General features: G+C 73.9%; 13 protein-coding genes. 8 read left to right on the forward strand and 5 right to left on the reverse strand.

The window, feature by feature from the left end; translation table 11 throughout:
• The first annotated feature begins 4 nt into the window (after positions 1-4).
• The 3 genes from M8330_RS04040 (at position 5) to M8330_RS04050 (ending at position 1,952) form a co-directional block, all read left to right on the forward strand.
• On the forward strand, positions 5-568 hold the full coding sequence (locus M8330_RS04040; protein WP_250826393.1) for an FMN-binding protein: 564 nt from the start codon (positions 5-7) through the stop codon (positions 566-568).
• Positions 565-1,374 (forward strand): FAD:protein FMN transferase, encoded by an 810-nt coding sequence (locus M8330_RS04045; protein ID WP_250826289.1) that lies wholly within the window; start codon positions 565-567, stop codon positions 1,372-1,374. Before M8330_RS04040 ends, M8330_RS04045 begins: the two co-directional genes overlap by 4 nt.
• Positions 1,375-1,550: 176 nt before the next feature.
• Positions 1,551-1,952: a pyridoxamine 5'-phosphate oxidase family protein gene (locus M8330_RS04050; RefSeq protein WP_250055337.1), complete on the forward strand. Its 402-nt coding sequence runs from the start codon at positions 1,551-1,553 to the stop codon at positions 1,950-1,952.
• A 118-nt stretch (positions 1,953-2,070) separates the two neighbouring features.
• On the opposite strand, the gene ilvD is transcribed toward M8330_RS04050, so the two are convergent.
• A complete protein-coding gene (gene ilvD, locus M8330_RS04055) occupies positions 2,071-3,921 on the reverse strand; it encodes a dihydroxy-acid dehydratase (protein ID WP_250055339.1) in 1,851 nt (616 codons plus the stop codon).
• 200 nt (positions 3,922-4,121) lie between these two features.
• Here ilvD and M8330_RS04060 point away from each other — a divergent pair, with 200 nt between their 5' ends.
• Entirely contained in the window at positions 4,122-4,391 is a 270-nt protein-coding gene (locus tag M8330_RS04060) for a metal-sensitive transcriptional regulator (protein WP_250055341.1), read from the forward strand.
• Positions 4,392-4,481: 90 nt separating this feature from the next.
• The gene (locus tag M8330_RS04065) at positions 4,482-5,030 is read left to right on the forward strand and encodes a type 1 glutamine amidotransferase domain-containing protein (protein ID WP_250826290.1); all 549 of its coding nucleotides are present in this window, start codon (positions 4,482-4,484) and stop codon (positions 5,028-5,030) included.
• A gap of 60 nt (positions 5,031-5,090) precedes the next feature.
• Here the strand turns inward: M8330_RS04065 and M8330_RS04070 are convergent, their stop codons facing one another.
• From M8330_RS04070 to M8330_RS04085, 4 genes are all read right to left on the reverse strand, one after another.
• Entirely contained in the window at positions 5,091-5,783 is a 693-nt protein-coding gene (locus M8330_RS04070; protein ID WP_250826291.1) for a DUF4396 domain-containing protein, read from the reverse strand.
• Between the two features lies 1 nt (position 5,784).
• A complete protein-coding gene (locus M8330_RS04075; protein WP_250826292.1) occupies positions 5,785-6,753 on the reverse strand; it encodes an aldo/keto reductase in 969 nt (322 codons plus the stop codon).
• A gap of 80 nt (positions 6,754-6,833) precedes the next feature.
• On the reverse strand, positions 6,834-7,640 hold the full coding sequence (locus tag M8330_RS04080) for an SDR family NAD(P)-dependent oxidoreductase (protein WP_250826293.1): 807 nt from the start codon (positions 7,638-7,640) through the stop codon (positions 6,834-6,836).
• A 63-nt stretch (positions 7,641-7,703) separates the two neighbouring features.
• A complete protein-coding gene (locus M8330_RS04085; RefSeq protein ID WP_250826294.1) occupies positions 7,704-8,024 on the reverse strand; it encodes a hypothetical protein in 321 nt (106 codons plus the stop codon).
• 313 nt (positions 8,025-8,337) lie between these two features.
• On the opposite strand from M8330_RS04085, the gene M8330_RS04090 reads away from it, so the two are divergent.
• From M8330_RS04090 to M8330_RS04100, 3 genes are read left to right on the forward strand one after another with little or no spacing between them, the layout of a single operon-like run.
• Positions 8,338-9,948: a DUF3375 domain-containing protein gene (locus M8330_RS04090; protein WP_250826295.1), complete on the forward strand. Its 1,611-nt coding sequence runs from the start codon at positions 8,338-8,340 to the stop codon at positions 9,946-9,948.
• Positions 9,945-10,742, forward strand: coding sequence for a DUF4194 domain-containing protein (locus M8330_RS04095; RefSeq protein ID WP_250826296.1), 798 nt, complete (start codon positions 9,945-9,947; stop codon positions 10,740-10,742). Before M8330_RS04090 ends, M8330_RS04095 begins: the two co-directional genes overlap by 4 nt.
• On the forward strand, positions 10,739-14,281 hold the full coding sequence (locus tag M8330_RS04100) for an ATP-binding protein (protein ID WP_250826297.1): 3,543 nt from the start codon (positions 10,739-10,741) through the stop codon (positions 14,279-14,281). Before M8330_RS04095 ends, M8330_RS04100 begins: the two co-directional genes overlap by 4 nt.
• Positions 14,282-14,447: the final 166 nt, after the last annotated feature.

Genomic DNA, 14,447 nt, shown 5'->3' on the forward strand with positions numbered 1-14,447 from the left:
CTCGATGCGCTGCATCGTCCTGACCCTGCTGTCCACGCTGACCGTGGTGGTGCTGCTCTTCGGCTACCGCACCTCCACCGCCGGCTCGCTGAGCGCGTCCTCCGACGCCGCGACCATCAGCGGTGGCACCTCCAGCACCGACCCGGGGGTCTCATCCGACTCCTCCGGCGCCCCGCCCTCGAACGACTCCACCGACGTCCCCAGCGCCGAGCCCTCGGAGTCCACCGGCTCCGACACCGGCTCCGACACCGGCTCCGACACCGGCTCCGACACCGGCTCAGGCTCGTCCGTCTCCGGCACCTTCACCGGCGAGGCGACCATGACCCGCTACGGCTACGTCCAGGTCGAGATCACCGTGGAGAGCGGCGAGATCACCGAGGTGTCGGTGCCGCAGTACCCGGCCGGCGACCACCACGACGTCGAGATCAACAGCTACGCACTGCCCATCCTCATCCAGGAGACCGTCGACGCGCAGAGCGCCGACATCGACATGGTCTCCGGAGCCACCGTGACCTCCCAGGGCTACATCGGCTCCCTCCAGTCCGCGATCGACGAGGCCAACCTGTGACCACCACCCCCGCTCCCCAGCACTCCCACCAGCCCTTCTCCCAGCCCGCCCCGGTCACCCCCGCCGGCCCGCCCACCTGGCGCGCCAGCGAGCAGGTGATGGGCATGCCGATCTCACTGGCACTGCGCGGCCGCGAGGCCGGCACCGAGGCCGGCCACCAGGCCTGGCGCGAGGCCGTCCACGAGCTGCGCTGGGCCGACCAGGTCTTCTCCACGTGGAAGGCGGACTCCTGGATCAGCAGGCTCGACCGACGCGAGGTCACCCTCGCGGAGTGCCCGGCCGAGGTCGCCGACGTGCTCGACCTCGGCGAGCGGGCGCGCGTCTCCACCGGGGGACGCTTCGACGTCCAGCGCTTCGGCCGGCTCGACCCGACCGGTGTCGTGAAGGGCTGGGCGGTGGAGCGGGCCGTGCGGCCCCTGCTCGAGCTCGCCGACACCGACCTGTGCCTGTCGGCCGGCGGGGACATGGTCTGCCGGGTCCGCGACCCCCAGCGCCCCGGCTGGCGCATCGGCATCGAGGACCCGGCGGACCCGAGCCGCGTGAAGGTCGTGCTCACGCTGCGCGACGGCGCCCTGGCCACGTCGGGGCTCTCCCGGCGCGGTGCCCACCTCGTCGACCCCCGCACCGGCGCGGTACCGGCCTCGCTCGGCTCCGTGACCGTGGTGGCCGAGAGCCTCACCTGGGCCGACATCGACGCCACGGCGGGCTTCGTCGCCGACGCCGCCGCTCCCGCCTGGCTCACCGAACGTGACCGCCGGGGCGTCGTGATCTGGCGCGACGGCACCGTGGAGCCCTACGGCTGCTGACCCCACCGGCCCGACCAGCAGGGGCCGCGACCAGCAGGGTGGGGAGGGGCGAAGGTCCCGAGGCCGACCGTCCTGGGCCGGGTCCTCCGGCGACCTGCGACCCCGTGCCGCAGGACCCGTCGAGGAGCAGACTGGCCGTGGACGAGCAGACGCAGCGACCACGGAGGAGCAGGCGCATGGGCAAGCACGTGCTGGTGGAGATGGACGCCGAGGAGTGCTGGAGGCTGATCGAGGGCACACAGGTCGGACGCCTGGCCTGGAACGCCCCGGACGGCCCGACCGTGCTGCCGGTCAACATCGCCGTCGACGGCACCTCGATCACCTTCCGCACGGCCTCCACCTCCTCGCTGACCGCCCAGGTGGACGACAGCCCGGTGGCCCTCGAGGTCGACGCGATCGACGAGGGCTACCGGACGGGGTGGAGCGTGCTGGTGCGCGGCACGGCCAGCGCGTCCTTCGACGCCGGCGCCGTCACGTCCGCCGAGCCGTGGCTGGAGGGGGCGCGCCCCGTCACCGTGACGGTGCGTCCGCGCTCGATCACCGGACGGTTCCTCGGCGTCACCGACCAGCCCGGCTGAGCCGGACGACGCCCACCGGACGCTCCACGAACGGCGGACGCCCCACGAACGGCGGACGCCGGGCCGGCCTGGGCGTCAGGCCGACCCGGCGTCCGGGTGCTGCGGGCGGTGCTGTCGATCAGAGCGGCACGTTGCGGTACGCGCCGTCCGAGGCCGCGGTGGTCATCGACGCGTAGGCGCGCAGCGCGGCGGAGACGTAGCGCTCGCGGTTCTCCGGCGTGAACGGCCGGTCGCGCTTCTCCTGGGCGATGCGGCGCTCGTCGAGCACGTCGTCGTCGACAGCCAGGTTGATCGTCCGCTCGGGGATGTTGATCTCGATCGGGTCGCCGGTCTCCACCAGCGCGATGAGCCCGCCGCCGGCCGCCTCGGGCGAGACGTGCCCGATCGACAGGCCGCTGGTACCGCCGGAGAAGCGTCCGTCGGTGATCAGCGCGCACTTCTGGCCGAGGCCGCGGCCCTTGAGGAAGGACGTCGGGTACAGCATCTCCTGCATGCCCGGGCCGCCCTTGGGGCCCTCGTAGCGGATGACGACGACGTCGCCCTCGACGACCTCCTTGGCGAGGATGCCCGCCACGGCGTCGTCCTGGGACTCGTAGACGCGCGCGGTGCCGTGGAAGACGAGGCAGTTGTCGGGCACGCCGGCGGTCTTGACGACGCAGCCGTCCACGGCGAGGTTGCCGTGCAGGACGGCCAGGCCGCCGTCGGCGGAGTAGGCGTGCTCCATGTCGCGGATGCAGCCCTCGGCGGCGTCGGTGTCGAGGCTCGCCCAGACGTTCTCGGTGGAGAACGCCTCGGTGGTGCGGACCCCGCCCGGCGCGGCGTGGAAGAGCTTCTCGGCCTTCTCCGAGGCCTTGCCGCCGCGCACGTCCCACGCGTCCAGCCACGACTCGAGGTCGGGGGAGTGGACCGAGCGGACGTCGGTCTTGAGCACGCCGCCGCGGTTCAGCTCGCCCAGCAGCGCGGGGATGCCGCCGGCGCGGTGGACGTCCTCCATGTGGAACTTCGGGCTGTTGGGCGCCACCTTGGACAGGCACGGCACCCGGCGGGAGATCGCGTCGATGTCGGAGACGGTGAAGTCCAGCTCGGCCTCGCGGGCGGCGGCCAGCAGGTGCAGCACCGTGTTGGTCGAGCCGCCCATCGCCACGTCGAGGGCCACGGCGTTCTCGAACGCGGGGCGCGAGGCGATGGCGCGGGGCAGGACGCTCTCGTCGTCGTCCTCGTAGTAGCTCTTGGCCAGGTCGACCACGAGTCGGCCGGCCTCCAGGAACAGGTCGCGGCGGGCGGCGTGGGTGGCCAGCGTGGAGCCGTTGCCGGGCAGCGAGAGGCCGATGGCCTCGGTCAGGCAGTTCATCGAGTTGGCGGTGAACATGCCCGAGCAGGAGCCGCAGGTCGGGCAGGCCGACCGCTCGATGGTGTCCAGGGTCTTGTCGTCGACGGCGTCGTTCGCCGAGGCGACCATCGCGTCGACGAGGTCCAGCTTCTCGTGGACGACGCCCTCGATCGCGGTCGTCTTGCCGGCCTCCATGGGGCCGCCGGAGACGAAGACGGTCGGGATGTTCAGGCGCAGGGCCGCCAGCAGCATGCCGGGGGTGATCTTGTCGCAGTTGGAGATGCACACCAGGGCGTCGGCGCAGTGCGCCTGCACCATGTACTCGACCGCGTCGGCGATGAGCTCGCGGCTCGGCAGGCTGTAGAGCATGCCGCCGTGGCCCATCGCGATGCCGTCGTCCACGGCGATGGTGTTGAACTCCTTGGCGACGCCACCGGCCTCCTCGACCGCACCGGCGACGAGGGCGCCCATGTTGCGGAGGTGGACGTGCCCGGGCACGAACTCGGTGAACGAGTTGGCTACCGCGACGATCGGCTTGCCGAAGTCGCCGTCGGTCATGCCGGTCGCGCGCCAGAGGGCGCGGGCACCGGCCATGTTGCGGCCCATGGTGGACGTGGCGGAGCGCAGGGGACGTGCCATGAGACCCAGTCTCCGCCTCCGGTCAAGGTCTGGCCACCCGTGGTCGCATCGCGGACGTGCGGGGCGCCGCCGTGACACGCCTCGTGCGGCCCGGCGAGTGGTGTGCGCGGCTTGACGTGGTGGCGCACAATGGGACCTGATGGGGGGATGGGCATGACCTGCCCTGGCCCGAGGAAACGCCAGATCGAAGAGGAACCGCCATGCAGCTCGACCCGGTGGAGATCGTCCCGGTGCTGAACCGGGTCAAGCGAGCCCACGGTCACCTGGCCAAGGTCGTCTCCATGATGGAGGAGGGCCGCGACTGCGAGGACATCGTCACGCAGTACGCCGCGGTGCTGAAGGCGCTGGAGCGAGCGGGCTTCGCCCTGGTCGCCACGGGCATGCGCCAGTGCATGGCCGCCGAGGCCAACGGCGAGGAGCCGGAGATGGACGCGGCGAAGATGGAGAAGCTCTTCCTCTCGCTCACCTGAGGCCCCGGCCCGTCCGAGGAGCCCTCACCCGCGCGAGGACACCCGCGCGGACCTGCGGCGTGCCCCGACGTCGTGCCTAGCGTCGCGGTCATGACCACCCGTATCGCGTTCCTGACCGCCAATGAGGGCATCGAGTCCGTCGAGCTGACCGACCCGTGGAAGGCCGCCGCCGACGCCGGCCACGCCCCCGAGCTGCTGGCGCCCGAGGCCGGCACCGTCTCCTTGTTCGAGCACCTCGACCGATCGAGCGAGCAGACCGTCGACCGCACCGTCTCGCAGGCGTCCGTCGACGACTACGCGGCCCTCGTCCTGCCTGGCGGCGTCGCCAACCCCGACGCCCTGCGCCTCGACACCGCGGCAGTCGAATTCATCCGCGACTTCGTCGCCTCGGGCAAGCCCGTCGCCGCCATCTGCCACGCCCCCTGGACCCTCGTGGAGGCCGGCGTCCTGGAGGGTCGGACCCTCACGTCCTTCCCCAGCCTGGCCACCGACGTCCGCAACGCCGGCGGCACCTGGACCGACGAGAAGGTCGTCACCGACGGCAACCTCATCACCAGCCGCAACCCCGATGACCTGCCGGCGTTCATCAACGCCCTGCTCGAGGCCGTCGCGCACGGGGCCGGCAGCACGGGCGCCTGATCCCCGATCCTCGGACGCCCCCGGCACTCACGTGGTGCCGGGGGCGTCGTCGCGAGAGGCCTACATGGCCTCCTTGATCCCGCGCCGGATCAGCAGGACGTTGGCCGGCCAGGCGGTGGCGAAGCCGATGAGCATGGCGACCTGCATGCTCGCCCAGTAGACCGGGGAGTCGGGGCGCAGGTCCCAGCCCGGCACGAGCACGAAGTGGACGAGGGCCATCCAGGCGATCATCCCCACCTCGAACGCGGTCAGGCTGAGCACGTCCGCCTTGGCCGCGGCCACGAGGCCGTCCTTCACGCCCAACCCCTGCATGGGCGCGATGGCCCGGTACTGGAACCAGATACCGGCGGCGAGCGCCAGGACGAAGCTGGCGATCCACTCGGCGAAGATCTCCTGCCCGGCGACGCTGAGGCCCAGGGCGAAGACGGCGACGATGGCCACCCCGTCACCCAGGGTGCACCCGGCGCCGCAGTGGCTCACCCCGGTCAGGACGCTCGCCCAGAAGGGTTTCTCCGGTGGGCCGTCGACGCCGTGCTCGTGCTGCCAGCGCATCGACTTCGGTCGGCCCCAGCGTGCGTAGGCGAGCACGGCGAGCGGACCGGCGTACAGGCCGGTGATCGGCCAGACCAGCTCCATGATCGCCATGTGCTGCCGATAGCCCCGCGCGACGTCGGCCCCGATCGCCGCCGCCGAGACGACACCGCCGGCCAGCAGGACCCAGGCGACGGCCTCGAGCCAGGTGGGGGCGCCCACCTCAGAAGCCGGTGGGGAGGCGCGGGGTGTAGTGCTCCTCGAGCAGGGCGACCTCGTCGTCGGTGAGGTCGATGTCCAGGGCGGCCGCGGCGTCGGCGAGGTGGTGGGGCTTGGTGGCGCCCACGATCGGGGCGTCCACGACGGGGTTGCGCAGCACCCAGGCGAGGGCGACCTGCGCCATCGGCACGCCGCGACCCTCGGCGACCTTCTCGACGGCACCGACGATGCGGGCGTCGTCCTCGGCGTAGAGGGTCTTGCCGAACGTGTCGCTCTCCGACCGGGAGGTCTGCTCGCCCCAGGGGCGGGTCAGGTGTCCGCGGGCCAGGGGTGACCAGGGGAGCGAGCCCATGCCGGTGTCGGCGAGGTAGCCGAACATCTCGCGCTCCTCCTCGCGCATGAGCAGGGAGTACTGGTCCTGCATGGTGACGAAGGGCGTCCAGCCGCCGAGCAGGGCGGCGGTCTGGAGCTTGGCGAGCTGCCACGTCCACATGGACGAGGCGCCGAGGTAGCGGACCTTGCCCGCCTTCACGACGTCGTGCAGGGCCTCCATCGTCTCTTCGACCGGCGTGAGGGGGTCGAAGCGGTGGATCTGGTACAGGTCGACGTAGTCGGTGCCGAGCCGGGTCAGCGAGGCGTCCACCTGCTCCATCACGGCCTTGCGGGAGAGGCCGGAGCCGCCGGGGCCCTCGTGCATCCTGCCGTGCAGCTTCGTGGCCAGGACGACGTCCTCGCGCCGCGAGTACTCGCGGATCGCGCGACCCACGAACTCCTCCGACGAGCCGGCCGAGTAGACGTTCGCGGTGTCCCAGAAGGTGATGCCGAGCTCGACGGCCTGGCGGAAGTACTCGCCGGCCGCGACCTCGTCGAGCACCCACGGATGCCCGCCGCGCGAGCTGTCGCCGAAGCTCATGCAGCCGAGCGCCAGCCGGCTGATCCGCAGGCCGGTGCTGCCGAGGTGGGTGGTCTCCACGATGTCTCCTCACAGGTGACGAACGGTTGTCCTCGTCATCCTGCTACGCGGGAGAGGCGACCGTTCACCCGGCCGGAGGGTCACTTCAGCATCGAGCGCATGAGCCTCGCCACGAGACCGACCGCGGTGGCCGGTGCCACCCGACCGAGCAGGTCGACCAGCGCGGCGTCCTTGCCGATCGTCACGCGGGGCCGCTCGTGGGTGATCGCCCCGACGATCTTCGCCGCGGCCGCCTCGGGGGAGGTCAGGTAGCGCGCTGCGCGGCTGTCGGCCGCGTCCGCCGTCGGGCCGCTGGTGACCCCCGAGTTCGTGGTGATGTCGGTGGCCGTGCCGCCGGGGAGCACGACGGCCACGTGGAGGCCGGTGCCCTGGTGCTCGGCACGCACGCCCTCCGTGAACAGCCGCACGGCCGCCTTGCTCGCGCCGTACGCGGTCTGCCCGGGGAAGGGCACCAGCCCACCGAGGGAGGCCACGTTGACCAGGGCGGCGGCCGGCCGCGACTCCAGCACCGGCAGGAAGGCCTTGGTGGTGTTCACGGTGCCCCAGTAGTTCACGTCCATCACCCGTTCCATCGCCTCGAAGGAGAGGTCGGCGACGGGGGTGAAGTCGTGCACGACACCGGCGACGTTGACCAGGGCGTCCGCGGGGCCGAGCGCGTCGGCCACCTGCTCCGGCAGGGCGAGGACGGCGGCGCGGTCGGTCACGTCCACGACGTGCGTGCTGAGCCGGTCACCGACCCCGAGGTCCGTCTCCAGCCGCGCGAGGCCGTCGGCGCCGCGGTCCACCGCGGCCACCCGTGCCCCGCCCTCCAGCAGCGCCTCGACGACGCGGCGGCCGATGCCGTCCGCGCCGCCGGTCACCACGACGGTCGCTCCCACGATGTCCATGACGTTGCTCCTCACCGGTGCCGGACCGACGGCTCCTCGCAGGCGAGCGTGCCCCCTGCGGGCTCAGACCGGCTGCAGCTCTTCCACGGTGGGCGTGGCGGTGGGCGTGGCGGTGGGCGTGCCGGTGGGCGTGCCGGTGGGCGTGCCGGTGGGGGTGGCGGTGGGCAGCGCGGCCTTCTCCGCGGCCGGGGCGACGGCGGTCGCGTCGGCGGCGGGCGCGTCGGTGCGGGGCGTCTGGCTCGTGTAGACGCGGGTCGCGACGGCAAGGTACGCGCCCATCAGCCCGAAGGTCCCCAGGGCGACGACCAGGAGGTAGACGGCCCACCAGGTCGAGGAGTGGGCGAGGACGTGGTCGTACATGCCGAGGGCTCCGGCGCTCTCCATGGTGTGCTCCTGCTCGTCGAGGGTGGTCCGTCGGCCGCCTCCTGGCGGCCGGCTCACTGCAGCCACCCTCGCGCCGGGTCGGCCCCTGCGGGGAGGGCCGGCGGGCCCCGCCGCGTCCGCCGCGAGTCCCGTCCGTGCAGGTCACGCGACCCTGGTCGATGGTCCAGGACCCCCACCCCGGTTCACGCGGGCCAGGTGACGGCCAGGCGGGTTTCGCCCGGGACGAGGGGTGCTGGGATGCTGGGCCGCTGATCGGCCGGGCGCAGGGCCCGGCGGCGGCTCGACAGGGCGGCCCGGCAGGGGAGGAGCGCGGATGAGCGACGTGGCGTCGGAGCTGGCACGGGTCCAGCACGCGTTCGCGCAGCCCACGTTGACGCTCCTGCACCAGCGGCAGGCCCCGGTCGTGATCACGCTCTTCCGTGAGGCGTTCGGACGCCAGAACCGGCCGGTCGAGACCGCGCGGCTGCACACGCAGGTCGAGGAGCACCTGGCCGCGGTCCGCACCGCCCTCGGCGACGACCTCGCCGCCGAGCTGCTGCCGCCGGGCTCGGGCCGAGAGCTGTGCCAGCGCTGGATGCGCGGCCGCTGGCTGGTGCGTGCCCTCGACGAGCGGGGCCGCGAGGTCTACACGCTCACCAGCCACGCCCAGCAGGCCCTCGAGCTGGTCACCACCCTGACCCGCGACCGGGCCACGCTCAGCGAGCACCGGATCGCCACCATCCTGTCGACCACGCGCCGCTTCAACTCCGAGGCGAACCCCGACCGGGGCGCCCGCGTGGGGCTGCTCAACGAGGAGATCGCGCGGCTCACCGCCGAGCGCGACCGGCTCGTGGACGGCGGCGACCTGGCCGGCGCCGACGGCGACTACATGTCGGAGGGGTTCACCGAGCTCCTGAGCCTGGTCTCGGCGCTGCCGTCCGACTTCGCCCGGGTCGAGGAGCGCTTCGCCACGATCCGCACCGAGATCCTGGCCGCCTTCCGCGCCGAGGAGCGCCCCGCGGGCGAGGTGATCGACGACTACCTGGCCCGGGCCGACGCCCTCATGACCGCCACCCACGAGGGGCGTGCGTTCGAGGGCGCCTTCGCGCTGCTGCGCGACGACCAGACCGTCTCCCAGCTGCGCGAGGACATCGCCGCGCTGCTCGAGCACCCGCTGGCCCACGGCATCCTCGGCGACGCCGAGCGCGCGGAGCTGCGCGGCACCGTCCGCCTCGTGCGCGACGGCCTCGACCGGGTGCTGGCCCAGCGCTCGCGGGTCACCGCGACGCTGAAGGAGTACATCGTCAGCCACGACGCCGAGCGCGACCGCGAGCTCGAGCAGACGCTGCGGCACCTCGAGGCCGAGCTGACGACCTGGATGGGCGCCACCGGCCCCCGGGCCACCCACGAGGTGCCGCTCCTGCCCTCCCGGGTCGGCGTCGAGCACCTGCGCGAGCGGTTCTTCGACCCCGCCGACGACGTGGCTCCCGAGCGCCTGGTCGCGCAGGACGCCGACACCGAGCCGGTGACCATGGCCGAGCTCGTCGCCCAGGGCGGCCCCCGCATCGCCGGCCTGCGCGAGCGCCTCGACGCCGTGATGAGCGGCCTGACCCCGGCCGGCACGCTCGGCGAGGTCTTCGCCGGCCTCGAGGAGGACCTGCGTCGTCCGGTGGAGATCTTCGGCCTGCTGCACCTGGCCGCCGAGCACGACTGGGAGCCCGAGCGGCCCCCGTCGCTGCCGCCGGGCGCAGGAAGCGACGGCGGCGTCGACGAGCCGCCGGTGCCGGTACCGGTGCAGGTCGAGCGCTACGCCGCCGTCCGGCCGGACGGGACGGCCCGCACCTTCGAGGTGCCGCTGCTGGACCTGCCCGACCCCGACCTGGGCCACCACCACGACGCACCCGACCAGCCCGACCAGCCCGACCAGCCCGAGGAGGCCCGATGACCAGCACGGAGACCGACGTGGTCGGCGCGGAGGCCTGGGACGACGCCGAGCCGGAGGCCGAGCGGGACACGGCGTCGGTGTCGCTGTGGGAGGGCGACGAGGGCGGGCTGGAGTACGCCCAGCGGCACTGCCTGGTGGCGCTGCTGAAGAACCGCTTCGTCTCGGCGCGCACCCACGCCCGCGACTGGCCGGTGCTGGTGGAGAACGAGCAGGTCATCCGCGGTCGTCTGGCCGACCTCTTCCTGGAGCTGGCCGTCGACCGCGACCGCGAGGTCGCCTGGAAGCGGCAGGCGGTCTCCGAGACCGGCAGCCGGTTCCCCACGCTGCTGCACGACGCCGCCTGGACGCGGGAGGAGACCCTCGTCCTCGTCCACCTGCGGGACCGGCTGCGCGCCGGCACCACCGGCGGCGAGGCCCGCGTGTACGTCGACCGCGAGGACCTGCTGCGCTACGTGGCGGGCTTCCGGCCCGCCCACGCCACCGACGTGGCCGGCGACGAGCGCCGTGCCCGCAACGCGGTGCTGGCCGTGGCCAAGGCCGGGCTCTTGATCCCCACGGGCTCGGACGAGCGTTTCGAGGTCAGCGAGGCCGTCGAGCCGTTGCTCCCGCTCGACCTGCTGCGGGACCTGCTCGACGCGCTGCGTGAGGCCAACGGCACCCAGCTCGAGACGCCGGAGGACGTCGACCTCTTCGAGGAGCCGGCCGCCGAGGAGCAGTCCGACGAGGTCCCGGCGGACGCCGGGGAGATCCGGGAGACCGGCGAGACCACCCAGGACGGGGAGGAGCAGGCGTGACCCGCGAGACCATCGAGGAGCGCACGGCCGAGGAGTCGCTCGACGACACCGCGCCGGGCGCGGCCCCCGCCGAGCCCGCGCTGAGCGAGCCCCTGGACGCCGGGGAGGGCGACCCGCCGCCCACCGACGGCCTCTTCGACTCCCAGGTGGTGCTGGCGCCCAGCGACGACACCGCCCAGTGGCGCGCCGAGGAGCTCCAGCTGGTCAACTGGGGCGGCTTCACCGGCCTGACCCGGGTGCCGCTGGGCGCGGCGGCCACGATGATCTCCGGTGCCTCCGGCGTCGGCAAAAGCACCATCCTCGACGCCTACACGGCGCTGATGATGCCCTCGGACACGAAGTTCAACGGGGCCTCCAACGACGCGGTCTCCGGCCGCGCCCGCGGCGTCGGCCAGCGCAACCTGCTCTCCTACCTGCGCGGTGCCGTCGACGTGGTCGACGACCCGCGCACGGGCAAGCCGGTCGAGCGGCTGCTGCGCGGCCAGGGCGTGGACACCTGGGGCGCGGTGGCGATGACGTTCCGCAACGACTCCGGCGGCCGCTTCACCGTGGCCCGCACCTACTACGTCGGTCGCCGCGCGACCCGCTCGGCCGACGTGTCCATGCAGCTGCTGACCCTCGAGGCGCCGCTCTCGCTGGCCACGCTCGAGCACGCGGTGGGCGACCGCTTCCACGCCAACAGCCTCAAGAAGCTCTACCCCGGCGTCCGGGTGCACCGCACCTACGCGGAGTTCTCCGCTGTCCTGCACGCCCGCCTCGGTATCGGCGCGAGCGGGGACGGCGCCAAGGCGCTGCGGCTGCTCGCCCGCATCCAGGCCGGCAACCAGGTGCGCAGCGTCGACGAGCTGTACAAGGACATGGTCCTGGAGCGGCCCGCGACCTACGCGGCCGCCGACCGGGCCGTCGCCCACTTCGACGACCTCGACGCCGCCTACGACGCGATGCGCACCGAGGAGGCCAAGCTCGAGCTGCTGGGCCCCATCACCGAGCTGGAGTCGCGCCGCAAGGCAGCCACCAGCCGCCGCGCCGACCTCGACGCCTACGGCGTCACCGCCACCGGCGACAGCCCGCTGCGGCTGTGGCTCCTGCGCACCCACGCCCGTCTGCTGGACGCCGGCGTGGCGGCCAACCGCGAGGCCCGCACCCGGGTCGCCGACGAGCTCGCCACGGCGGGCTCGGCCGAGGCCACGCTGGCCGCCGACCTCGAGGCCGCCAAGGAGGCCCACACCGGGGCAGGCGGCGGGACGCTGCAGCAGCTGGCCGGCGCGCTCGAGCAGGAGCAGGCCGTGCTCGCCACCCGCGAGACCCGGCGCGACGCCCTGGCCGAGCGGCTGCGCCCGCTGGCCACCGAGGCGCTGGAGACCGGCTCCGGGGAGGACCCCCTGGCCGCCCTGGACGACGCCGCGGCCTTCGCCCGGCTCCAGTCCGACGCCCGCGCCCGCCTCGCCGGCGCCGAGCAGGAGTCCGAGGCGCTGCGCGCCGAGCGCGACGCCGTCCGCGACCGCCGCTACCCCCTCCAGGCGCGGCAGTCCGAGCTGCGCGCCGAGCGTGCCTCGCTGGAGGTGCGCGGCGGACGCGTGCCCGCCCGCATGCACGAGATGCGTGACGAGGTGGCGGCCGCCTGCGGGCTCGACCCGAGCGACCTGCCCTACGTCGCGGAGCTGCTCGACGTGGCCCCCGAGCACAGCCGCTGGCGCACCGCCGTGGAGACGGTGCTCGGCGGCACGGCCCGGATGATGCTCGTCCCGCTGGACCGGCTCTCGGACTTCTCCCGCGCCATCGACGGGCTGCACCTGCGCGGCCGCCTGGTCTTCGAGGGCGCCGAGCTCGACCTGCCCGTGCCGGGCGAGGCCGACCCCGACCGCGTGGCCGGCAAGGTCGTGCTCGCCGACACCCCGTTCGCGGGCTGGGTGGCACGGCACGTGCGCGAGCCGAGCCGCAACGCCCTGTGCGTCGAGCAGGCCTCCGGCCTCGCCGGCTCCGGCCTGCGGGTGACGCTGGCGGGGCAGACCCGCAGCGGTCGCCGCGGCACCCACGGGCGCAGCGACCCGCGCCCGATCATCGGCTTCTCCAACGGTGACGCCCTCGGTGACCTCGACGCCGAGCTGACCTCGCTGGAGGCGCAGCTGCGCGACGTCGACGCCGACGTCGAGCTCATCGACCGCCGGGCCGCCCGCACCGAGCAGCGCCGGGCCGCGTCCGACGCCCTCGTGGCCGCCCGCTTCGACGACCTGGACGTGGCGGCGTCGGCGCGCCGCATCGCCGAGCTGGAGCAGCGCCGCGCCGACATCCTCGGCTCCGACGACGACCTCCAGGTGCGCCAGGCACAGGTGGGCGAGCTCGAGCAGCGGCTCGACGAGGCCCGCCAGCACCGCTTCGCGCTCGAGCAGCGCCGCCGCACGCTGGCCGAGGAGCACGCCGAGCTGGTCGACGCGCAGGACCTGGTGGCCGACCGGCTGGAGGCGACCGAGCGCTCGGGCCGGATCGTGCTCACCGGGGAGCAGGACGCGGCGCTGCGGGAGGAGATGACCGCGGCGGTGGCCCCGGCCGACCCCGACGACCTCGCGCGCTTCACCGAGAACAGCCAGCGCCTGGCCGCCCGGTTGCGCGACGCCGTGGCCGAGGCGGAGACGGAGATGTCGCGGGCCGAGGACGAGCTCGCGGCGGTGTTCCGCCTCTACCAGGCCCGCTGGCCCAGCCCGAACCTCGGCTCCGGCGCCGCCTCGTACGCCGACTACGCCCGCATCCTCGAGCAGGTGCGTGGCACCGGTCTCGCCGAGCGCCGCGCCGAGTGGCGTCGTCGCCTCACCGAGTGGTCCGGCCAGGACCTCGTGCCGCTCCTGGGGGCCATGAGCTCCTCGGTCGAGGACATCGAGGACCGGCTCGAGCCGATCAACACGATCCTGCGGCGGCTGGAGTTCGGCGGCGCGGGCGACCGCCTGCGCATCCGTCTGCGCCGGCTCTCCCCGGCCCACGTGGGGGCCTTCCTCAAGGACCTGCGGGCCCTGGCCGCCGGAGACCCCGGCCAGCTGGACGAGGCGGGCCTGGAGAAGCGGTTCACCGACCTCGCGCGGTTCATGACCCAGCTGCGGCCCTCCGCGGTGCCGGGGGAGACCAGCGACCGCGACCGGCTGCTCGACGTGCGTCGGCACGTGGAGATCTCCGCGGAGCGGTTCGACGCGGCCACCGGCGAGCTGCGCGCGACGTACCGGACGCTGGGGGAGAAGTCCGGCGGCGAGAGCCAGGAGCTGGTGGCGTTCATCGTCGGCTCGGCCCTGCGCTTCCGGCTGGGCGACGAGCTGCGCTCGCGGCCCCGCTTCGCCCCGGTGTTCCTCGACGAGGGCTTCGTCAAGGCCGACTCGGAGTTCGCCGGCCGCGCCGTGCGGGCCTGGAAGGGTCTCGGCTTCCAGCTCGTCATCGGCGTCCCGCTGGACAAGGTGACGGGCCTGGAGCCGCACATGGACGAGCTCCTGGCGATCACCAAGAACCCCACCACGCACCGCTCCTGGATCACCCCGGTCTCGCCCGGCACGGACTGAGGCGGACCGAGGCCCGGCCGGCCGCGGCCGAGAGCAGGCAGCCCCGGCCCAACGACAGGGTCCAGCGGCAGGGCCCAGCGGCAGGGCCCAGCGGCAGGGCCCAGCGGCAGGGTCTTCCCGCGGACCGCCGGTGGCTGAAATGGGGGCCGGGGTATGCGCCCGCGTC

This window comes from Nocardioides bruguierae (assembly GCF_023656415.1).
GTDB lineage: Bacteria > Actinomycetota > Actinomycetes > Propionibacteriales > Nocardioidaceae > Nocardioides > Nocardioides bruguierae.